The 17,995-nt window shown below is 62.8% G+C and carries 26 protein-coding genes; 22 read left to right on the top strand and 4 right to left on the bottom strand.

What is annotated here, in order from left to right:
* Positions 1–3: 3 nt before the first annotated feature.
* The 22 genes from rpsC to JQ611_RS17065 all read left to right on the top strand — a co-directional run bounded on the left by rpsC (position 4) and on the right by JQ611_RS17065 (position 13,463).
* Positions 4–702 (top strand): 30S ribosomal protein S3, encoded by a 699-nt coding sequence (gene rpsC, locus JQ611_RS17170; RefSeq protein WP_192733863.1) that lies wholly within the window; start codon positions 4–6, stop codon positions 700–702.
* Positions 703–732: 30 nt separating this feature from the next.
* On the top strand, positions 733–1,146 hold the full coding sequence (gene rplP / locus JQ611_RS17165; protein ID WP_027536812.1) for a 50S ribosomal protein L16: 414 nt from the start codon (positions 733–735) through the stop codon (positions 1,144–1,146).
* Between the two features lie 5 nt (positions 1,147–1,151).
* Complete coding sequence (rpmC, locus tag JQ611_RS17160) at positions 1,152–1,358, top strand: 50S ribosomal protein L29 (RefSeq protein WP_192733862.1); 207 nt, start codon at positions 1,152–1,154, stop codon at positions 1,356–1,358.
* A 10-nt stretch (positions 1,359–1,368) separates the two neighbouring features.
* Entirely contained in the window at positions 1,369–1,617 is a 249-nt protein-coding gene (rpsQ, locus tag JQ611_RS17155) for a 30S ribosomal protein S17 (RefSeq protein WP_192733861.1), read from the top strand.
* 80 nt (positions 1,618–1,697) lie between these two features.
* The gene (gene rplN, locus JQ611_RS17150; protein WP_011473865.1) at positions 1,698–2,066 is read left to right on the top strand and encodes a 50S ribosomal protein L14; all 369 of its coding nucleotides are present in this window, start codon (positions 1,698–1,700) and stop codon (positions 2,064–2,066) included.
* Positions 2,066–2,380: a 50S ribosomal protein L24 gene (gene rplX, locus JQ611_RS17145; protein WP_212035207.1), complete on the top strand. Its 315-nt coding sequence runs from the start codon at positions 2,066–2,068 to the stop codon at positions 2,378–2,380. The genes rplN and rplX overlap by 1 nt, the downstream gene beginning before the upstream one ends.
* The gene (gene rplE / locus JQ611_RS17140; RefSeq protein ID WP_212466078.1) at positions 2,373–2,930 is read left to right on the top strand and encodes a 50S ribosomal protein L5; all 558 of its coding nucleotides are present in this window, start codon (positions 2,373–2,375) and stop codon (positions 2,928–2,930) included. Before rplX ends, rplE begins: the two co-directional genes overlap by 8 nt.
* 44 nt (positions 2,931–2,974) lie before the next feature.
* Positions 2,975–3,280: a 30S ribosomal protein S14 gene (gene rpsN / locus JQ611_RS17135; protein WP_192733858.1), complete on the top strand. Its 306-nt coding sequence runs from the start codon at positions 2,975–2,977 to the stop codon at positions 3,278–3,280.
* Positions 3,281–3,294: 14 nt separating this feature from the next.
* Positions 3,295–3,693 carry a 30S ribosomal protein S8 gene (gene rpsH, locus JQ611_RS17130; protein WP_192733857.1) on the top strand — a complete coding sequence of 133 codons (399 nt, stop codon included), beginning with the start codon at positions 3,295–3,297 and terminating at the stop codon, positions 3,691–3,693.
* Between the two features lie 14 nt (positions 3,694–3,707).
* Complete coding sequence (gene rplF / locus JQ611_RS17125) at positions 3,708–4,241, top strand: 50S ribosomal protein L6 (RefSeq protein WP_192733856.1); 534 nt, start codon at positions 3,708–3,710, stop codon at positions 4,239–4,241.
* An 11-nt stretch (positions 4,242–4,252) separates the two neighbouring features.
* Positions 4,253–4,612 carry a 50S ribosomal protein L18 gene (gene rplR / locus JQ611_RS17120; protein WP_192733855.1) on the top strand — a complete coding sequence of 120 codons (360 nt, stop codon included), beginning with the start codon at positions 4,253–4,255 and terminating at the stop codon, positions 4,610–4,612.
* 62 nt (positions 4,613–4,674) lie between these two features.
* Complete coding sequence (gene rpsE / locus JQ611_RS17115; RefSeq protein ID WP_028349043.1) at positions 4,675–5,250, top strand: 30S ribosomal protein S5; 576 nt, start codon at positions 4,675–4,677, stop codon at positions 5,248–5,250.
* A 41-nt stretch (positions 5,251–5,291) separates the two neighbouring features.
* Positions 5,292–5,483 (top strand): 50S ribosomal protein L30, encoded by a 192-nt coding sequence (gene rpmD / locus JQ611_RS17110; RefSeq protein ID WP_192733854.1) that lies wholly within the window; start codon positions 5,292–5,294, stop codon positions 5,481–5,483.
* A gap of 84 nt (positions 5,484–5,567) precedes the next feature.
* Positions 5,568–6,056: a 50S ribosomal protein L15 gene (rplO, locus tag JQ611_RS17105; protein WP_212269284.1), complete on the top strand. Its 489-nt coding sequence runs from the start codon at positions 5,568–5,570 to the stop codon at positions 6,054–6,056.
* 146 nt (positions 6,057–6,202) lie between these two features.
* Positions 6,203–7,534, top strand: coding sequence for a preprotein translocase subunit SecY (gene secY / locus JQ611_RS17100; RefSeq protein ID WP_192733852.1), 1,332 nt, complete (start codon positions 6,203–6,205; stop codon positions 7,532–7,534).
* Positions 7,531–8,739: a preprotein translocase subunit SecY gene (locus JQ611_RS17095; RefSeq protein ID WP_212466077.1), complete on the top strand. Its 1,209-nt coding sequence runs from the start codon at positions 7,531–7,533 to the stop codon at positions 8,737–8,739. The genes secY and JQ611_RS17095 overlap by 4 nt, the downstream gene beginning before the upstream one ends.
* Positions 8,736–9,608 (top strand): adenylate kinase, encoded by an 873-nt coding sequence (locus JQ611_RS17090; protein ID WP_212466076.1) that lies wholly within the window; start codon positions 8,736–8,738, stop codon positions 9,606–9,608. The genes JQ611_RS17095 and JQ611_RS17090 overlap by 4 nt, the downstream gene beginning before the upstream one ends.
* A gap of 184 nt (positions 9,609–9,792) precedes the next feature.
* Positions 9,793–10,161, top strand: a complete 369-nt coding sequence (gene rpsM / locus JQ611_RS17085) for a 30S ribosomal protein S13 (protein ID WP_192733849.1) — start codon at positions 9,793–9,795, stop codon at positions 10,159–10,161.
* A gap of 121 nt (positions 10,162–10,282) precedes the next feature.
* Complete coding sequence (rpsK, locus tag JQ611_RS17080; RefSeq protein ID WP_192733848.1) at positions 10,283–10,672, top strand: 30S ribosomal protein S11; 390 nt, start codon at positions 10,283–10,285, stop codon at positions 10,670–10,672.
* A gap of 118 nt (positions 10,673–10,790) precedes the next feature.
* Complete coding sequence (locus JQ611_RS17075) at positions 10,791–11,822, top strand: DNA-directed RNA polymerase subunit alpha (protein WP_192733847.1); 1,032 nt, start codon at positions 10,791–10,793, stop codon at positions 11,820–11,822.
* Between the two features lie 124 nt (positions 11,823–11,946).
* Positions 11,947–12,363 carry a 50S ribosomal protein L17 gene (gene rplQ / locus JQ611_RS17070; RefSeq protein ID WP_192733846.1) on the top strand — a complete coding sequence of 139 codons (417 nt, stop codon included), beginning with the start codon at positions 11,947–11,949 and terminating at the stop codon, positions 12,361–12,363.
* 305 nt (positions 12,364–12,668) lie between these two features.
* Complete coding sequence (locus JQ611_RS17065; RefSeq protein WP_212466075.1) at positions 12,669–13,463, top strand: SDR family NAD(P)-dependent oxidoreductase; 795 nt, start codon at positions 12,669–12,671, stop codon at positions 13,461–13,463.
* Positions 13,464–13,568: 105 nt separating this feature from the next.
* On the opposite strand, the gene JQ611_RS17060 is transcribed toward JQ611_RS17065, so the two are convergent.
* From JQ611_RS17060 to JQ611_RS17045, 4 genes are all read right to left on the bottom strand, one after another.
* On the bottom strand, positions 13,569–13,970 hold the full coding sequence (locus JQ611_RS17060) for a hypothetical protein (RefSeq protein WP_212269280.1): 402 nt from the start codon (positions 13,968–13,970) through the stop codon (positions 13,569–13,571).
* Between the two features lie 224 nt (positions 13,971–14,194).
* Positions 14,195–15,688, bottom strand: coding sequence for an amidase (locus JQ611_RS17055; protein WP_212466074.1), 1,494 nt, complete (start codon positions 15,686–15,688; stop codon positions 14,195–14,197).
* A gap of 7 nt (positions 15,689–15,695) precedes the next feature.
* Positions 15,696–16,673, bottom strand: a complete 978-nt coding sequence (locus JQ611_RS17050; protein WP_249133234.1) for a Bug family tripartite tricarboxylate transporter substrate binding protein — start codon at positions 16,671–16,673, stop codon at positions 15,696–15,698.
* A 130-nt stretch (positions 16,674–16,803) separates the two neighbouring features.
* Entirely contained in the window at positions 16,804–17,817 is a 1,014-nt protein-coding gene (locus JQ611_RS17045; protein WP_212466073.1) for a zinc-binding alcohol dehydrogenase family protein, read from the bottom strand.
* Positions 17,818–17,995 lie beyond the last annotated feature (178 nt).

Raw genomic sequence — 17,995 nt, 5'->3', positions numbered from 1 at the left:
ACGATGGGTCAAAAAATCAATCCAATCGGACTGCGTCTCGGCATCAACCGTACGTGGGATTCCCGTTGGTTCGCCGGCAAGAACGAATACGGCAAGTTGCTGCATGAGGACGTCAGGATCCGTGAGATCCTGCACAAGGAACTCAAGCAGGCAGCCGTCGCCCGCATCGTGATCGAGCGTCCGCACAAGAAGTGCCGCGTGACGATCCATTCGGCGCGTCCGGGCGTCGTGATCGGCAAGAAGGGCGCCGACATCGACAAGCTGCGCAAGCGGGTTGCCGACATCACGGCTTCCGACGTCGTCATCAACATCGTCGAAATCCGCAAGCCGGAACTCGACGCCACCCTGGTCGCCGAATCGATCGCCCAGCAGCTCGAGCGCCGCGTCGCATTCCGCCGCGCCATGAAGCGCGCGGTGCAGTCGGCGATGCGTCTTGGCGCCGAAGGCATTCGTATCAACTGCTCGGGCCGTCTCGGCGGCGCCGAAATCGCGCGTATGGAATGGTATCGCGAAGGTCGCGTTCCCTTGCACACGTTGCGCGCCGACGTCGATTACGGCGTGGCGACCGCGTTCACGACATTCGGTACCTGCGGCGTCAAGGTCTGGATCTTCAAAGGCGAGATCCTCGAGCACGATCCGATGGCCCAGGACAAGAAGATGGCCGAAGGCGACAATACCCGTCCGCGTCGCGACGCTGCTTGAGACATTAGAGAAGGTTTGAGGGCGTAAGCCATGATGCAACCAAAGAAAACGAAGTTCCGGAAGGCGCATAAGGGCCGTATCCACGGCGTTGCGACTTCGGGCGCGACGTTGTCGTTCGGACAGTTCGGCCTGAAGGCGATGGCGCCCGAGCGCATCACCGCCCGTCAGATCGAAGCCGCACGCCGCGCGCTGACCCGTCACATGAAGCGCGCCGGCCGCGTCTGGATCCGCATATTTCCGGACCTGCCGGTGTCGAAGAAGCCCGCCGAAGTCCGCATGGGCTCGGGCAAGGGTACGCCGGAATTGTGGGTGGCCCGGGTCAAGCCTGGCCGCGTGATTTTCGAGATCGACGGCGTCACGGTGCAGACCGCAAAGGAAGCGCTCTCGCTCGCCGCCGCCAAGCTGCCGATCAAGACGCGCTTCGTCGCGCGCATTGCGGAGTAACCGTCATGGCCGAGATGAAAACCGCCGACATTCGCGCGATGAGCGACGATCAGAGGGAGGACGCCGTCCTCAACCTGAAGAAAGAGCGTTTCAACCTGCGTTTCCAGCGCGCCACCGGGCAGCTGGAAAACACCACGCGGCTGCGTGAAGCCCGCCGCGATATCGCCCGCATCAAGACCATCGCCGCGCAAGCGCGCGCGAAGAAGAAGTAAGAGGCCGGATATGCCGAAACGAACCCTTCAGGGCGTGGTCGTGAGCGACAAGCAAGCCAAGACGATAGTGGTGCGCGTCGATCGCCGCTTCACCCACCCGATCTACAAGAAGACGATCCGTCGCTCCAAGAACTACCACGCGCACGACGAGAACAACGAGTTCAAGCCGGGCGACATGGTGTGGATCGAGGAGAGCAAGCCGATCTCGAAGTTGAAGCGCTGGACGGTTGTCCGGGGCGAACAGAAGAAAACGGCCTGAAGCAGGTCGGGCTTAGCCTGACCGGTTTTGGGAAATTTTAAGCGCGTTCCAGCGCATCAGAAAGAGGACGAGGTGCATCAATGATTCAGATGCAGACCAACCTCGACGTGGCCGATAATTCAGGCGCACGCCGTGTCATGTGCATCAAGGTGCTTGGGGGCTCCAAGCGCCGCTATGCCACCGTGGGCGATGTTATCGTTGTGTCGATCAAGGAAGCGATTCCGCGCGGCAAGGTGAAGAAGGGCGACGTGATGAAGGCTGTCGTGGTGCGGGTCCGCAAGGACATCCGCCGCGCCGACGGCTCGGTCATCCGCTTCGACCGCAACGCCGCCGTGCTGATCAACAATCAGTCGGAGCCGGTCGGCACCCGTATCTTCGGGCCCGTGCCGCGCGAGCTGCGCGCCAAGAACCACATGAAGATCATTTCACTTGCGCCGGAGGTGCTGTGATGGCTGCCAAGATCCGCAAGGGTGACAAGGTCATCGTGCTGAACGGCCGCGACAAGGGCCGTACCGGCGAAGTATTCGAGGTTCGTCCCGACGAGAACAAGGCTCTCGTGCGCGGCGTCAACCTGGTGAAGCGTCACCAGAAGCAGACCCAGGCCCAGGAAGGCGGCATCATCTCCAAGGAGGCGCCGATCCACCTGTCCAACATCGCGTATGTCGGCAAGGACGGCAAACCGACCCGCGTGGGCTTCAAGATTCAGGCTGATGGCAAGAAGGTACGCATTGCCAAGAGCTCGGGAGCAGAGATCGATGGCTGAAACCGCTTATGTGCCGCGCCTGCGCGTGGAGTATGACAAGAGCATCCGCAGCAAGCTGACTGAACAGTTCGGCTATGCCAACGTCATGCAGGTGCCGCGTCTTGACAAGATCGTCCTCAACATGGGCGTCGGCGACGCCGTCAACGACCGCAAGAAGGCCGAGACCGCAGCTGGCGACCTGTCGCTGATCGCCGGCCAGAAGGCGATCGTGACCTATTCGCGCGTCGCGATCGCGACCTTCAAGCTGCGTGAAAACCAGCCGATCGGCTGCAAGGTCACGCTGCGCAAGACCAAGATGTACGAGTTCATCGACCGCCTGGTGAACGTGGCGCTGCCGCGCGTGCGCGACTTCCGCGGCCTCAATCCGAAGAGCTTCGACGGCCGCGGCAACTATTCGCTCGGCCTCAAGGAGCACATCATTTTCCCCGAAATCGACTTCGACAAGGTTTCGGAAGCCCGCGGCATGGACATCACGGTTTGCACCACGGCGCAGACCGACGACGAGGCGCGTGCCTTGTTGACCGCTTTCAATTTCCCGTTCCGGCAGTGAGACGCAGTTAAAGCCTCTCAAACGCGGAAACCCAGGAGCCAAGCATGGCAAAGAAGAGTTCAATCGAGAAGAACAACCGGCGCAAGCGGATGACCAAGAACGCCGCACCCCAGCGCGCGAAGCTGAAGGCGATCATCGCCGACAAGACCAAGCCGATGGAAGAGCGCTTCGCGGCGACGCTGAAGCTTGCCGAGATGCCGCGCAACTCGTCGGCGACGCGCATCCGCAACCGCTGCGAACTCACCGGCCGTCCGCGTTCGGTCTATCGCAAGAACAAGCTCAGCCGCATCGCGCTGCGTGAACTCGGCTCCAAGGGCCTGGTTCCCGGGCTCGTGAAGTCGAGCTGGTAAGGGAGGGTCGTCAGATGTCTACGCACGATCCGATCAGCGATCTCATCACCCGCATCCGCAACGCGCAGATGCGCTCGAAGTCCAAGGTTTCGACCCCGGGCTCGAAGATGCGCGCCAACGTGCTCGAAGTGCTGAAGTCCGAGGGTTACATCCGCGGCTACGCCAGCGTAGAGCATTCGTCCGGCCGCAGCGAACTCGAGATCGAACTGAAATATTTCGACGGCGAGCCGGTCATTCGCGAAATCGAGCGGGTGTCCAAGCCAGGCCGTCGGGTTTACGCCTCGGTGAAGAACCTGCCGCGCGTGAACAACGGTCTCGGTATTTCGGTCTTGTCGACACCGAAGGGAATCATGGCTGACCACGAAGCGCGTGAAGCGAACGTGGGCGGCGAAGTTCTCTTCACGGTGTTCTGAGGAAGGATTCTAGCATGTCACGTGTTGGCAAACGGCCCGTGCCGATCCCGTCCGGTGTGACGGCGACCGTCGAAGGGCAGACCGTCAAGATGAAGGGGCCGAAGGGCCAGCTTCAGTTCGTCGTGCATGACGACGTCGAGGTGAAGTTCGAGGACGGCGCGGTCAAGGTCGCGCCGAAGCTCGAAACCAACCGGGCGCAAGCCATGTACGGCACCGCGCGCGCGCAGGTCGCAAACCTGGTCGAGGGCGTCACCAAGGGTTTCGAGAAGAAGCTCGAGATCACCGGCGTCGGCTACCGCGCCGCGCTGCAGGGCAAGAACCTGCAGCTCGCGCTCGGCTACAGCCATGACGTCGTCTACGCGATCCCCGATGGCATCACCATCGCGGTGCCGAAGCCGACCGAGATCACGATCACGGGCAATGATTCCCAGCGCGTCGGTCAGGTTGCGGCCGAAATCCGCGCCTATCGTCCGCCGGAGCCCTACAAGGGCAAGGGCGTGAAGTACGCCAACGAATTCATCTTCCGCAAGGAAGGCAAGAAGAAGTAACGGAGCCGGCCATGTCACTGAAAGTTACAAATGCCCGGCGCAAGCAGCGTGTGAGGAATTCACTGCGCCGCTCCGCTAATGGACGTCCGCGTCTGTCGGTGTTCCGCTCGTCGAAGCATATCTATGCCCAGGTCATCGACGACCTGAAGGGCGAGACGCTGGCTTCCGCGTCGTCGCTGGAAAAGACGATGCGCGAGAGCGGCAACACGGGCGCCAACATCGATGCGGCCAAGGCCGTCGGCAAGCTGCTGGCGGAACGCGCCGTGCAGAAGGGCGTCAAGGAAGTGATATTCGATCGCGGTCAGTATCTGTATCACGGGCGCGTCAAGGCGCTCGCGGATGCAGCCCGCGAAAGCGGATTGAGCTTCTAACAACCGGTTTTGAACCAAGATTAAGGACAGGGGCGTTAGGCTCCCTGAGATTGGAAAACACCATGGCAGGTGAACGCGAACGCGGCGGACGCGAACGGAGCAGGGATCGCGAAGAGCGCGACAGCGAGTTCGTCGACAAGCTGGTCCACATCAATCGCGTGGCGAAGGTCGTCAAGGGCGGCAAGCGCTTCGGCTTTGCGGCGCTGGTCGTGATCGGCGACCAGAAGGGTCGGGTCGGTTTCGGTCACGGCAAGGCGCGCGAAGTTCCCGAGGCGATCCGCAAGGCGACGGAATCGGCGAAGCGTAACCTGACGCGCGTTGCTCTGCGCGAAGGCCGCACGCTGCATCACGATATCGCCGGCCGTCACGGTGCGGGCCGCGTCTATCTGCGCGCAGCCCCCGCCGGTACCGGCATCATCGCGGGCGGTCCGATGCGCGCGGTGTTCGAAACGCTCGGCATCCAGGACGTGGTGGCGAAGTCGATCGGCTCGTCGAACCCCTACAACATGGTTCGCGCAACCTTCGACGCGCTGAAGCATCAGGATTCGCCGCGTTCGGTGGCGGCACGCCGCAACATCAAGGTGTCCACGCTGCAGTCGCGCCGCGTCGGTGGCGATGCCGAAGTGGTGGCTGAATAAACAATCAGGCGCAGCTTCCCGCGCCGTTCGGAGTCAAGACGATGGCCAAGGCCGCAAAGATGATCAAGGTCGAGCAGACTGGCAGCGCAATCCGCCGCCACCACTCGCAGCGTGCGACGCTGATCGGCCTCAAGCTCAACAAGATCGGCCGGGTTTCCGAGCTGCAGGATACGCCTGAAGTTCGCGGCATGATCAGCAAGGTTCAACATCTCGTCCGCGTCGTCGGCGAGTAAGCAAGACAGGGAGGAGCATGATCCCGAAAAGTGGGGACCGGGTTTTCGGTCAAGATCATGCTCCATAGATAAGGGAATTTCGCGATGAAGCTCAGCGATATCGCCGACAACGCCGGCTCGCGCAAGAAGCGCATGCGCGTCGGCCGTGGCATCGGTTCAGGCAAGGGCAAGACTGCGGGCCGCGGCGGCAAGGGCCAGACCGCGCGTTCGGGCGTGCGCATCAAGGGTTTCGAGGGCGGCCAGATGCCGCTGCATCGGCGCCTGCCGAAGCGCGGCTTCAACAACATCTTCAAGCTCGATTTCGCCGAGATCAATCTCGACCGCCTGCAGGACGCGATCGATGCCAAGCTGGTCGATGTCAACGAAACCGTCACCGCCGAATCGCTGGTGAAGACCGGCGTGCTGCGCCGCGCCAAGGACGGCCTGCGGCTGCTCGGCCGCGGCGAAATCAAGGCCAAGCTCGCCATCGAGGTGCATGGCGCCTCGAAATCCGCGATTGCGGCGGTCGAAAAGGCCGGCGGTACGGTGAAGGTTCTGGCTCCGGCCAAGAAGGAAGAAGGCGAGGCGGCGTAACATCTGCGTCATTGCCCGCCGCGGCGCGGGCAATGCGCCGATTGAACGATGGACTTATCGAAGCCGAGCACCAAATAATGTCCGGCGTCTGCCGATGGCCCCGCTCGGGGCTAGAGGCGTGAGGGACGGCGGGAGAAAGCCTAGACATGGTCTCAGCAGCAGAACAACTTGCGGCAAACCTCAATTTCTCCGCGCTCGGCAAAGCCGACGAACTGAAGAAGCGCATCTGGTTCACACTGGGTGCGCTGCTTGTTTATCGGCTCGGCACCTACATTCCGCTGCCCGGCATCGATCCCGCGGCCTGGGAGCAGGTGTTCAAGTCGCAGGCCGGCGGTATCCTCGGCATGTTCAACATGTTCGCCGGCGGCGGTATCAACCGCATGGCGATCTTCGCCCTGAACATCATGCCGTACATCTCGGCGTCCATCATCATCCAGCTTCTGACCACGGTTTCGCCGCAGCTCGAGGCGCTGAAGAAGGAAGGCGAGGCCGGCCGCAAGACGCTGAACCAGTATACCCGCTATCTCACGGTGATCCTCGCCGCGTTCCAGTCCTACGGCATCGCGGTCGGCCTGCAGGGCGCCGGTAACGTCGTCAGCGAGCCCGGGCCGTTCTTCCTGATCTCCACCGCGATCACGCTGACCGGCGGCACCATGTTCCTGATGTGGCTTGGCGAGCAGATCACCTCGCGCGGCATCGGCAACGGTATTTCGCTGATCATCCTGGCCGGCATCGTCGCCGAGTTGCCCTCGGCGCTCGCCAACATGCTCGAACTCGGCCGTCAGGGTGCGCTGTCGACCGCCCTGATCCTGGTCGTGATCGTGATGGCGGTCGTCGTGATCGCCTTCATCGTGTTCATGGAACGCGCGCAGCGGCGGCTCCTGATCCAGTATCCGAAGCGCCAGGTCGGCAACAAGATGTTCGAGGGCCAGTCCTCGCATCTGCCGCTCAAGCTCAACACCTCGGGCGTGATCCCGCCGATCTTCGCCTCGTCGCTGCTGTTGCTGCCGACCACGGTCGCTAACTTCAACGCCGGCAAGGGGCCGGAGTGGTTCCAGTGGCTCAACACCCAGCTCAGCCACGGCCGTCCGCTCTTCCTGTTCTGTTATCTCGCGCTGATCGTGTTCTTCGCGTTCTTCTATACCGCGATCGTGTTCAATCCGACCGAGACCGCGGACAATCTGAAGAAGCATGGCGGCTTCATCCCCGGCATCCGTCCGGGCGAGCGTACCGCCGAATATATCGACTACGTGTTGTCGCGCGTGACGGTGCTCGGCGCGATCTATCTCGCCATCGTCTGCCTGATTCCCGAAGTTCTGATCTCCTACGCCGCGGTGCCGTTCTACTTTGGCGGAACCTCGCTTCTGATCGTCGTCAGCGTGACGATGGATACGGTGGCGCAGGTGCAGGGCTATCTGCTCGCCCATCAGTATGAAGGGCTGATCCGTAAATCCAAGCTCAAGGGCCGCCGTCGATGAAATCTGAGCTGCCGCGCCGGATCGCTATCACGATCGGCGCGCTGCTCATCTTCCGGCTCGGCAGTCATGTCCCGCTTGCGGGCCTCTTGCCACAGATGCAGGCCGGCCTGCTGCTTTCATCGGGCGCTGCCGCCCGCATTTCGATTTTCGCGCTCTTCATCATTCCCTATCTGAGTGTCGCGATCGTCATGCAGCTTGTCGCTGTGGTGTGGGGCCGGCTGAGCGCGCTCGAACGATCGGGTGAGGCCGGCCGCCGCAAGATTGCCCGCTTCACGCTGATCCTGACGCTGCTGCTTGCGGCATTCCAGGCCTTCGGCGTCGCGTCCAGTCTTCAGGACGTTCCCGGCCTCGTCACCGAGCCCGGCGCTTGGTTCCTGCTGTCGGCCACTGCAACGATGGTGGGCGGCGTGTTCTTCCTGGTCTGGCTCAGCGAACAAATCACCCGCTACGGGATCGGCAACGGGCTCGCGCTCATTCTGTTCGTCGGCATCATCGTTTCGCTTCCGGCAGATATTTCCGCCGCCTTCCAGCTGCTGGGACAGGGCGCGATCTCCGGCAGCGTTCTGCTGCTGCTGGCCATCCTCGCGGTCGTGGGCATCGCTGTCATCGTCCTCGTCGAAGGCGCGCGGCGGAACGTGCCGGTGCAATATGCCGCGCGCCAGGCGGGAACACGCCTGCTTCCCGCGCGCTCCTCGGTGCTGCCGATCAAGATCAACAGCGCCGGGTTCCTGATCCCGGCCACCGTGACGCCGTGGATATTCTATCTTCCGCTGGTGCTTGCGACCCTGGCCTTCGGCCAGACACCGACGCTCGCCGCCGCCTACGACCACATCCAGTTCGCCCGGCCGGTCCACATGATCCTCGGATCCATTGCGGTCTTCGTGCTGGCTTTCATCTATACCGCCTATGTGCTTGATCCCGCGCGCATCGCCGAGGTCTTGCACAAGCGGGGCGGCGCGATTACAGACGTGGCGCCGGGCGAACCCACCGCCGACCATCTCGATCGCGTCGTGACGTTGACGACCTTCATCGGAGCCGTCTACCTCGTGGCCGTGTCGCTGATTCCGGAAGCCCTGGTGGCTTACGGTGAGCTGCCCTTTCTTTTTGGTGGTGGGTCGGCGCTGATTGTGGTTTGCACTATCCTTGATATCAAAACGCAGGTGCGCGGGCATTCGCTCACCAAGCCGGGGGGCGAATTGTCATGAGATTGATCCTTTTGGGGCCGCCGGGTGCGGGCAAGGGGACCCAGGCGCAACGGCTGGTCCACAAACACGAACTGATCCAGCTCTCCACCGGCGAGATGCTGCGCGCTGCGGTGGCCGCCCAGACGCCGATCGGCTTGCAGGCCAAGGACATCATGGCGAGCGGGTCGCTGGTGCCGGATGAAATCGTGATCGGCATCATCTCCGACCGCCTCGACCAGCCCGACATGAAGAACGGTTTCATCCTCGACGGCTTTCCGCGCACGGTGCCACAGGCCGCCGCCCTCGATGAGCTGCTGAAGAAGAAGCACATCAAGCTCGACGCCGTGATCGAACTGCGCGTCAACGAGAGCGCGCTGCTCGACCGCGTCGAGAGTCGCGTCGCCGAGATGCGGGCGAGGGGCGAGGAGGTGCGAATCGACGACACTCCGGAGGTGCTGTCGAAGCGGCTGGCGAGCTACCGGACCCTGACCGAGCCGCTGATTCACTACTATTCGGAGCGGCGGAAGCTGCTCACGGTCGATGGTATGATGACCATCGAGCACGTCACCCGGGAAATTAACCGGATCCTGTCCGCGATCGGCGCGGTGGAACCCAAAGCTTCAGCGAAGGCAGCTGCACCGGCCAAACAGGCCAAGGCAGGCGCCAGGAAGACCGCCAGGCCCGCGGGCAAAAAAGCCGCCAAATCCGCCGGGAAAGCCGCCAAATCCGCTCCAAAGGCCGCCAAAACGGCCTCCAAGGGGGCAAAAAAGGCCAAAAAGGCGACCAAGAAAACTGGCAAGAAAACTGGCAAGAAAACGGTCAAAAAGGCGGTCAAAAAGCCCGCCAAGAAGGCCGTGAAAAAGGTCACGAAAAAGCGAGCTAAACGATAGAGACGGTTGACGAAACCGAGTTGAATCCTTTAATAAGCCTCGCATCCAAGTCGGATAGTTTCAGACGATGCCGGGGCCCAAAGAATCTGAGGGGACGGGCGTCGTGTTCGCGTTTGCGGACACCTGCCCGAGTTAGCAAGAACATAGCCCGGTCCGCGAGGGATCGGTGACAGGAGAGAAGTCCGTGGCCCGTATTGCCGGCGTGAATATCCCGACCAACAAGCGCGTCTTGATCGCGCTCCAGTACATCCATGGCATCGGCCAGAAGAACGCGGCCGAGATCATCGAGAAGGTGAAGATTCCCGCCGAGCGCCGCGTCAGCCAGCTCAGCGACCAGGAAGTTCTGCAGATCCGCGAAGTCATCGACCGCGACTATCTGGTCGAGGGCGATCTTCGTCGTGAAGTCGGCATCAACATCAAGCGTTTGATGGACCTCGGCTGCTATCGCGGTCTGCGTCATCGCCGCGGCCTGCCGGTGCGTGGCCAGCGCACCCACACCAATGCGCGCACGCGCAAGGGCCCGGCCAAGTCGATTGCCGGCAAGAAGAAATAAGCTCGCGAACAGCTGACGCGAGGCGGCGAATTTCCATTCGCTCCTCACCGTCTGCTTTTCGCGTTTTAGGTGTAGCCGCTGGCACTACGGCGGCGTTTGAGATCACAGGAAAGGTTTTGGAATGGGCAAGGAAGCCACCCGCATACGTCGCCGCGAACGCAAGAACATCGCCTCCGGCATCGCGCATGTGAATTCGTCGTTCAACAACACGACCATCACCATCACCGACGCGCAGGGCAACACCATTGCCTGGTCGTCGGCCGGCACGATGGGCTTCAAGGGTTCGCGCAAGTCGACCCCCTATGCCGCGCAGGTCGCGGCCGAAGACGTTTCCAAGAAGGCGCAGGAACACGGCATGCGCACGCTGGAAGTGGAAGTTGCGGGCCCCGGTTCGGGCCGTGAGTCGGCGCTTCGCGCGCTGCAGGCGGCGGGCTTCACCGTCACATCGATTCGCGACGTGACGACGATCCCGCACAATGGTTGCCGTCCGCGCAAGCGTCGGCGCGTTTGATTTTTTGGTCGCGGGCGGATTTATCCGCCGCGCGATTGCCTTGGAATTTCGACAGCCGCGGGCTGATCCGCGATCTCCAACGTCAGTTGCGGGCACGACTGGCCCAAAGGACTGACACATGGGTGACACAGTGACGATCCAGAAAAATTGGCAAGAACTTATCCGACCGAACAAGCTGCAGGTAACGCCGGGCACCGATGCGGCCCGGTTTGCGACCGTTGTCGCAGAACCCCTCGAGCGCGGCTTCGGCCAGACCCTCGGTAACGCGCTGCGCCGCATCCTGCTGTCGTCGCTGCAGGGTGCCGCGGTGCAGTCGGTGCACATCGACGGCGTGCTGCACGAGTTCTCCTCGATCGCGGGCGTTCGCGAGGACGTCACCGACATCGTGCTCAACATCAAGGACATCTCGATCAAGATGCAGGGCGAAGGCCCCAAGCGCATGGTCGTGAAGAAGCAGGGCCCGGGCGTCGTCACCGCCGGCGACATCCAGACCGTCGGCGACGTCGTTGTGCTCAATCCCGACCTGCAGATCTGCACGCTGGACGAGGGCGCTGAAATCCGCATGGAATTCACGGTCGCTGCCGGCAAGGGCTATGTCGCCGCCGAGCGTAACCGTCCGGAAGACGCGCCGATCGGCCTGATCCCGGTCGACAGCCTGTTCTCGCCGGTCCGCAAGGTCTCCTACAAGGTCGAGAACACCCGCGAGGGCCAGATCCTCGACTACGACAAGCTGACCATGACGATCGAAACCAATGGTGCGATCACGCCGGAAGACTCGGTGGCCTATGCCGCCCGCATCCTGCAGGATCAGCTCAACGTGTTCGTGAACTTCGAAGAGCCGCGCAAGGAAGTGGCGCAGGAGATCATCCCCGATCTCGCGTTCAACCCGGCGTTCCTCAAGAAGGTCGACGAACTGGAGTTGTCGGTGCGTTCGGCAAACTGCCTGAAGAACGACAACATCGTCTACATCGGCGACCTGGTGCAGAAGTCGGAAGCGGAAATGCTCCGTACCCCGAACTTCGGCCGCAAGTCGCTGAACGAGATCAAGGAAGTGCTGGCCCAGATGGGTCTGCATCTCGGCATGGAAGTGCCGGGCTGGCCGCCGGAGAACATCGACGAGCTCGCCAAGCGCTTCGAAGACCACTATTGATTTAGCAATGACCGCGATGGCCGGGCGAAAGCGCGGCCATTGCATTTTGGGCGAACGCAGGCGGCCCACCTGAGCAACAAGTCCGACGAACCGTCGCGACAGATCAAGTATTGAGGAATTCAACATGCGTCACGGCAAGGTTCATCGGAAGCTCAACCGCACCGCCGAGCATCGCAAAGCGATGTTCGCCAACATGTGCGCGGCGCTGATCAAGCACGAGCAGATCGTCACCACATTGCCCAAGGCCAAGGAATTGCGGCCGATCGTCGAGAAGCTCGTCACGCTCGGCAAGAAGGGCGGTCTCGCCATGCGCCGCCAGGCGATCTCCGAAATGCGCGACAAGGACCAGGTTCGCAAGCTGTTCGACGTGCTGGCATCCCGCTACAAGGACCGCCAGGGCGGCTATACCCGCATCATCAAGGCCGGCTTCCGCTATGGCGATAACGCCCCGATGGCCGTGATCGAATTCGTCGACCGCGACGTCGACGCCAAGGGCAAGGACTCCGGCCCGGTGCAGGAAAAGTCCGCCGAAGCGGCGTAAGGTTTTCCGAAATCAGTTTCCAAAAGCGGCGCTTCGGCGCCGCTTTTTTTGTTTTCGTCGTTCCGGCCTTGAGCTCAGATGCGCAATTGCGCATCGGGGAACCCATAACCACAGGAAGTAGTTTTGCGGCAAGGCATTAGCCACTCTGCCTTATCGAGAGATCACGCGGTATGGGTCCCCCGATGCGCAATTGCGCATCTGAGCCTTCGCCGGGACGACGATAGAGTTGTGTCAGCCATGCCGGCCCACCAATTGCGGCCGCGCCCGCTTCCGATATCTCCATCATCAATGAAGGGAGATATCCAGTGAACATCGATCTTTTGGGAAAAACCGCGCTGGTCACGGGCTCGACCGCCGGCATCGGACACGCCATCGCCAAGGGCCTCGCCGCGACCGGCGCCAGCGTGGTCGTCAATGGACGCTCGCAAGCCAAGGTTGACGCCGCGTCAGGGGCAATCACCAAGGCCGTGCCGGGCGCCAAGGTCCGCGGCGTTGCCGCCGATGTCTCGACCGCTGCGGGATGCAAGGCGCTGCTGGCCGCGCTGCCCAGCGTCGACATCCTGATCAACAATGCCGGGATATTCGAGCCCAAGGGCTTCTTCGATATTCCCGACGAGGACTGGAGCCGCTTCTACGAGGTCAATGTGATGTCGGGCGTGCGGCTGTCGCGCGCCTATATGCCGGGCATGTTGACGCGCAACTGGGGACGCATCGTTTTCATCTCCTCCGAATCCGGGCTGAACATTCCAAAGGAGATGATCCATTACGGCATGACCAAGACCGCGCAGCTTGCGGTCGCGCGGGGCCTCGCCGAACTGACCCGCGGCACCGCCGTAACCGTCACTTCGGTATTGCCGGGGCCGACGATGTCAGAGGGTGTCGAGACCTTCGTCAGGGATCTGGCAAAGCAGAATGGCCAGTCGGTCGAGGAGGCGGCTTCCAGCTTTGTGAAACAGCATCGCCCGACCTCGCTGCTGCAGCGCTTTGCCAGCGTTCAGGAGATCGCCAACATGGTGGTCTATGTCAGCTCGAAGGAAGCCTCCGCCACCAACGGCGCCGCGCTCCGTGTCGAAGGCGGGATCGTGCAAACCATCGCGTGAGGCGGTGCCGGCGTGTGTGCACGGCGCGCGGCGTCGCATATCCGACTAACGCGAATTGCCTAAGACAAAAAGGGCCGCCATTTCGCGCGGCCCTTTTTAGTGCAACTACCAGCGGCGGTAGTAGGCGCGATGGTACCGCGGACCGTAGAAGCGCGGACCGTAGGCGTAGACCGGACGATATACGCGGCGAACATAGGGGCCACCATAGTAGCCGCCGTAGTAGCCCGGTGCGTAACCACCATAATAGGCGGGCGCGTACCCGCCGCCGTAATAGGCTGGCGCGTAGCCGCCGCCATAATACCCGTAGCCTGGGCCGTACCCGTAGCCCGGACCGTAGGCGTAAGCGTTCGACGCAATTCCGCCGATCACCGCTCCCGCCAGCAGTCCGCCAGCGATCCCCGGGAAAAATCCGCCGCCGCGCCAGCGCGCTTCCGCGGGCGAGGGTGCCGCGATCGCCGTCAGGCCGAGGACGGCCGCAAGTGCCAGGATCAAAGGTGCTTTCCTCATGGAACACTCCTTTCCGCAAATCCGTAAAGCAGACGCTCAATAAACACATTCAAGTGAAGTTCGTTGCACGCGGCAAGCGGCCGGACGGCCGGGCGGCAGATTTAATATTCATGAACGGGGGTTCAGGCGGCTTTCAGTGCCGCCGTCGCAAGGCACATGGAGCGCCGGCTGATGTTTGTGAAGGGGGTGGCGCCGGCGTGAATGCGCCCGCGATGCCGGCATCGTCAGTCGAAATCGCGGAATCCCGGCTTGCCGGCAATCGGCTTCTGGCGGCCCAGCCAGGCGAGGTCGGGAACGGGGCGGGCGGTCGCCGGATTGGCTGACAGCAGCGCCTCGATCTCGCGGGCCACCGACAGCGTCGCAAGATCGCCGCCTCGCGGTCCGATCACCTGGATACCGAACGGCATTCCGGCGCCGTCGCGGCCCGCCGGTATCGCCACCGCGGGATGCCCGACATTGGTGACCGCATAGGCCATCGCCAGCCAATGGAAATAGGATTTTGTCGGGCGGCCATCGATGACGGCAGGGTACAATTCCGACCACGGCCGCGGGCTGATCGTGATCGCGGGCGCGAGAACGAAATCGTGCTCGCCGAAAAACTCCTGCCAGCGCCGGTACATCTCGGTCTGCATCGACAGCGCGCGCGCGACGTCCAGCGCCGAATAGCCGAGGCCCTCGGCGACGTTGTCGCGAATGTTGGGGCCGACCTTGTCCGGGTGTTTTTCCGCAAGCTCGCGGTGGCGGCCGAGGAAGGCGACGGCGCGCAGGACCGCGAATACCTCGTCGGCATTGCTGCAATCCGGATGGGTCCATTCGACGCTGCGGAACGCCGATCCGAAGGTTGCAAGCCTGGTCCTGAAGGTTTCGGCGATCGCGCGCTCCGTTGGCGCGAAGCCGAAGTCGGTCGTCGCCGCAATTCGCAGAGCGCCGAGGTCGGTCGTCGGTGGATCGCGATAGGCGGCGGGCGCTGGCGAGCCGCCGGCGTGAAGGATCGCAGAAAGCGGATCCCGCGCGTCGCGGTCCAGCATGCAGGACAGCATCAGGCAGGCGTCCGAAACGGTGCGTGCCATCGGGCCGAGCTGCGAGATCTGCAGCCAGGCCATGTTGCGGCTGTTGCTTGCGATCAACCCGGGCGAGGGACGGAATCCCACCACGCCGCAAAAGGCGGCGGGATTGCGCACCGATCCGCCGGTGTCGGAGCCGGTCGCCAGCGGCACCATGCCGGTGGCAAGCGCCACCGCCGATCCGCCGGACGAGCCGGCCGCGGACCGATCGGGGTCGAAGGGATTGCCGGTCGCGCCATGCAGCGCGTTGCGGGTGTTGCCGCCCGCGCCCCATTCGGGGACGTTGGTCTTGCCGACGACGATCGCTCCGGCGCGCCTGAGCATCGCGACGATGGCTTCGTCATTCCCAGCAATATTGTCGGCGAACAGCACGCTGCCGAAACTCGTCGGCAGCCCCTTGGCGTCGATCAGGTCCTTGACCCCCAGCGGCAGCCCGTGCAGCGGCCCGAGCTGATCGCCGCGCATCACAGCGGCCTCGCTCTGTCGCGCCGTCTCGCGCGCAGAATCGAACCCACGCGCGATCATGGCGTTCACCGCCGGATCGATCGCCTCGATGCGGCCGATGCAGCTATCGAGCAGTTCGACCGGCGAAAGCTTGCGCTCCCCGATCAGCGCCCGCGCCGTCACCGCGGAGAGGTCGCAGGGTTCGGTCATATCAGGATCACTCTTCCTTGATGCCGGCTGCCTGCGCCAGCGCCTTCATCTCGGCGATTTCCTTGCCGACGAATCCCGGCCAGTCCGTATAGCGCTTGAACGCCGGCTCGAATCCGACCTTCTGGAAGCGCTCGATCACCGCCGGGGTCGCGATCGCCTCTTCAAGCATCCCCGCCAGCCTGTCGCGGATCGCGGCGGGCGTTCCCTTTGGCACGACCAATGTACCCCAGGAGATGATGTCGGCCTTGGGATAGCCGAGTTCGGCGAGCGTCGGAACATCCGGGAGGAACGTCGAGCGTTTGGCAGAGAAGATGGCGAGCGGCCGTACGGTGCCTGCCTCGGTCTGAGGCTTGACCGCGATCACCGTGTCGACGTGATACTCGATATGCTTGCCGATCAGATCGTTCATCGCCGGCGCGCTGCCCTTGTAGGGCAGGTGCACCATCTTGATGCCGGCGCTCGACTTGAACAGTTCGCCGGCAAAATGGGAAATGGTCGCCGCGCCAAAGGAAGCCAGCGACAGCTTGTCGGGATTGGCCTTGGCGGCGGCGACGAGGGCGGCGACATCCTTGATCGGGTTGTCGCGGTGGGTCACCAGCACCATGCCGATGGTGCCGATCTGGCCTATCGGCTCGAAGTCCTTTGCGCTGTCGAAGGGCACGGTCTCCTTCACCGCGTTCTGCAGGGTGAAGGTAGAGTTCGAGGAGAAGAACAACGTATAACCATCCGGCGCGGCATTGGCCGCCTCCCGCGCGCCGATGGTGGTGCCGCCGCCGGGGCGGTTCATGACGATCACCGGCTTGCGGAGCCGCCCTTCCAGTTCGCTGGCGATAATGCGGCCGACGACATCGGAGGCCCCGCCGGCCGGGAAGGGCAGGATCAACTGGAGCTGCTTTTCGGGATAGTTCGCCTGCGCCACCGCCACGTTGGCGCTTCCGATCAGGCCGGCCGACGCCATCGCGGCCAATAGAAACATCCGTATCATGTCGAACACGTACTCCTGTCTTACCTAAACCCCGGCAATTCGCGCCGGGGTCTTCGGCGACAGCCGTCCCGGATCGATGAGGGACAAGCTCCCTTGAATCGGGTCCCCGATCAACCCAATTATGGGCCCGCTACCATCCCTCCAGCACGATCTTGCCGCGCGACTTGCCGCTCTCCAGAAGCGCATGCGCGCGTTTGAGGTTGGCGGCGTTGATGCTGCCAAAGGTCTGGTCGAGCGTGGTGCGCAGCACGCCCTTGTCGATGAGGTCGGCAACGTCGTTCAGCAGCATATGCTGGGCGATCATGTCCGGGGTCTGGAACGAAGAGCGTGTGAACATCGATTCCCAATGCACCGAGATCGCCTTGCCCTTGAAGGCGCTCATGGTGAATTCCGGGGGATCGTCGATCAGACCAAATTTGCCCTGCGGCGCCATCAGGTCGGCGATTCCCTTGTAGTGCTGATCGGTGTAGGTGAGGCTGGCGACCAAGCCAACCGGCGGCACTTTCAACTGCTCGATCTGCTCCTTCATCGGCTTGCCATGATCGATCACGGCATGCGCGCCGAGATCGAGGCACCACTTTTTCGATTCCGGCCGGGTCGCGGTGGCAACCACGGTGAGGCCGGTGAGGCGGCGCGCGAGCTGGATCAGGATCGAGCCGACGCCCCCGGCGCCGCCGGTAATCAATAGCGTGCGCGGATCGACGCTCTTGCCCGGCACCGCGCCGAGCCGGTCGAACAACAACTCCCAGGCGGTGATCGAGGTCAGCGGCAGCGCGGCGGCCTGCGCAAAGGAGAGTGATTTCGGTTTGCGGCCGACAATGCGCTCATCGACCAAATGGAATTCCGAATTGGTGCCCTGGCGCAGGATCGAGCCGGCGTAGAACACTTCATCGCCCGGCCTGAACAGCGTCACCTCAGGCCCGACCGCATCAACGACACCGGCTGCGTCATAGCCCAAAATCTTGGTCTCGCCTTCGGGCGGCGCGGCGCGCTTGCGCACCTTGTAATCGACGGGGTTGGCCGAGATCGCCTTCACGGCAACGCGGATGTCGCGGCCTTTCGGCTCCGGCTTGGCGGTCTCGAAATCGATCAGCGAATTCGCTTCCTCGATCGGGAGCGATTTTTGGTATCCGACGGCCTTCATGGCTGCTGTCTCCTGACTGTTCAAAACAGGTGGTCCAAACTTGATGCGTTTTCCGGGAGTGAACCGGTCGCCACCCACGGAGCAATTCCGCGGGCATGCTTCGGTTGAAAACGCTGTGGCCCTACCTGTCGCGCTGGCGTCAATTTGGCAAGTACTGTAAAATCGGGGAACTAGTCCC

The organism is Bradyrhizobium sp. AUGA SZCCT0182 (genome assembly GCF_018130185.1).
Lineage (GTDB): Bacteria > Pseudomonadota > Alphaproteobacteria > Rhizobiales > Xanthobacteraceae > Bradyrhizobium.
The sequence above is the reverse complement of the archived record's forward strand: the minus strand, read 5'-3'. Positions and strand labels throughout refer to the sequence as shown.

Bases quoted from the DNA above. Each gene is read 5' to 3' on its own strand.
- rpsC (WP_192733863.1), top strand. From the start codon at position 4: ATGGGTCAAAAAATCAATCCAATCGGACTGCGTCTCGGCATCAACCGT.
- rplP (WP_027536812.1), top strand. From the start codon at position 733: ATGATGCAACCAAAGAAAACGAAGTTCCGGAAGGCGCATAAGGGCCGT.
- rpmC (WP_192733862.1), top strand. From the start codon at position 1,152: ATGGCCGAGATGAAAACCGCCGACATTCGCGCGATGAGCGACGATCAG.
- rpsQ (WP_192733861.1), top strand. From the start codon at position 1,369: ATGCCGAAACGAACCCTTCAGGGCGTGGTCGTGAGCGACAAGCAAGCC.
- rplN (WP_011473865.1), top strand. From the start codon at position 1,698: ATGATTCAGATGCAGACCAACCTCGACGTGGCCGATAATTCAGGCGCA.
- rplX (WP_212035207.1), top strand. From the start codon at position 2,066: ATGGCTGCCAAGATCCGCAAGGGTGACAAGGTCATCGTGCTGAACGGC.
- rplE (WP_212466078.1), top strand. From the start codon at position 2,373: ATGGCTGAAACCGCTTATGTGCCGCGCCTGCGCGTGGAGTATGACAAG.
- rpsN (WP_192733858.1), top strand. From the start codon at position 2,975: ATGGCAAAGAAGAGTTCAATCGAGAAGAACAACCGGCGCAAGCGGATG.
- rpsH (WP_192733857.1), top strand. From the start codon at position 3,295: ATGTCTACGCACGATCCGATCAGCGATCTCATCACCCGCATCCGCAAC.
- rplF (WP_192733856.1), top strand. From the start codon at position 3,708: ATGTCACGTGTTGGCAAACGGCCCGTGCCGATCCCGTCCGGTGTGACG.
- rplR (WP_192733855.1), top strand. From the start codon at position 4,253: ATGTCACTGAAAGTTACAAATGCCCGGCGCAAGCAGCGTGTGAGGAAT.
- rpsE (WP_028349043.1), top strand. From the start codon at position 4,675: ATGGCAGGTGAACGCGAACGCGGCGGACGCGAACGGAGCAGGGATCGC.
- rpmD (WP_192733854.1), top strand. From the start codon at position 5,292: ATGGCCAAGGCCGCAAAGATGATCAAGGTCGAGCAGACTGGCAGCGCA.
- rplO (WP_212269284.1), top strand. From the start codon at position 5,568: ATGAAGCTCAGCGATATCGCCGACAACGCCGGCTCGCGCAAGAAGCGC.
- secY (WP_192733852.1), top strand. From the start codon at position 6,203: ATGGTCTCAGCAGCAGAACAACTTGCGGCAAACCTCAATTTCTCCGCG.
- JQ611_RS17095 (WP_212466077.1), top strand. From the start codon at position 7,531: ATGAAATCTGAGCTGCCGCGCCGGATCGCTATCACGATCGGCGCGCTG.
- JQ611_RS17090 (WP_212466076.1), top strand. From the start codon at position 8,736: ATGAGATTGATCCTTTTGGGGCCGCCGGGTGCGGGCAAGGGGACCCAG.
- rpsK (WP_192733848.1), top strand. From the start codon at position 10,283: ATGGGCAAGGAAGCCACCCGCATACGTCGCCGCGAACGCAAGAACATC.
- JQ611_RS17075 (WP_192733847.1), top strand. From the start codon at position 10,791: ATGGGTGACACAGTGACGATCCAGAAAAATTGGCAAGAACTTATCCGA.
- rplQ (WP_192733846.1), top strand. From the start codon at position 11,947: ATGCGTCACGGCAAGGTTCATCGGAAGCTCAACCGCACCGCCGAGCAT.
- JQ611_RS17060 (WP_212269280.1), bottom strand. From the start codon at position 13,970: ATGAGGAAAGCACCTTTGATCCTGGCACTTGCGGCCGTCCTCGGCCTG.
- JQ611_RS17055 (WP_212466074.1), bottom strand. From the start codon at position 15,688: ATGACCGAACCCTGCGACCTCTCCGCGGTGACGGCGCGGGCGCTGATC.
- JQ611_RS17050 (WP_249133234.1), bottom strand. From the start codon at position 16,673: ATGATACGGATGTTTCTATTGGCCGCGATGGCGTCGGCCGGCCTGATC.
- JQ611_RS17045 (WP_212466073.1), bottom strand. From the start codon at position 17,817: ATGAAGGCCGTCGGATACCAAAAATCGCTCCCGATCGAGGAAGCGAAT.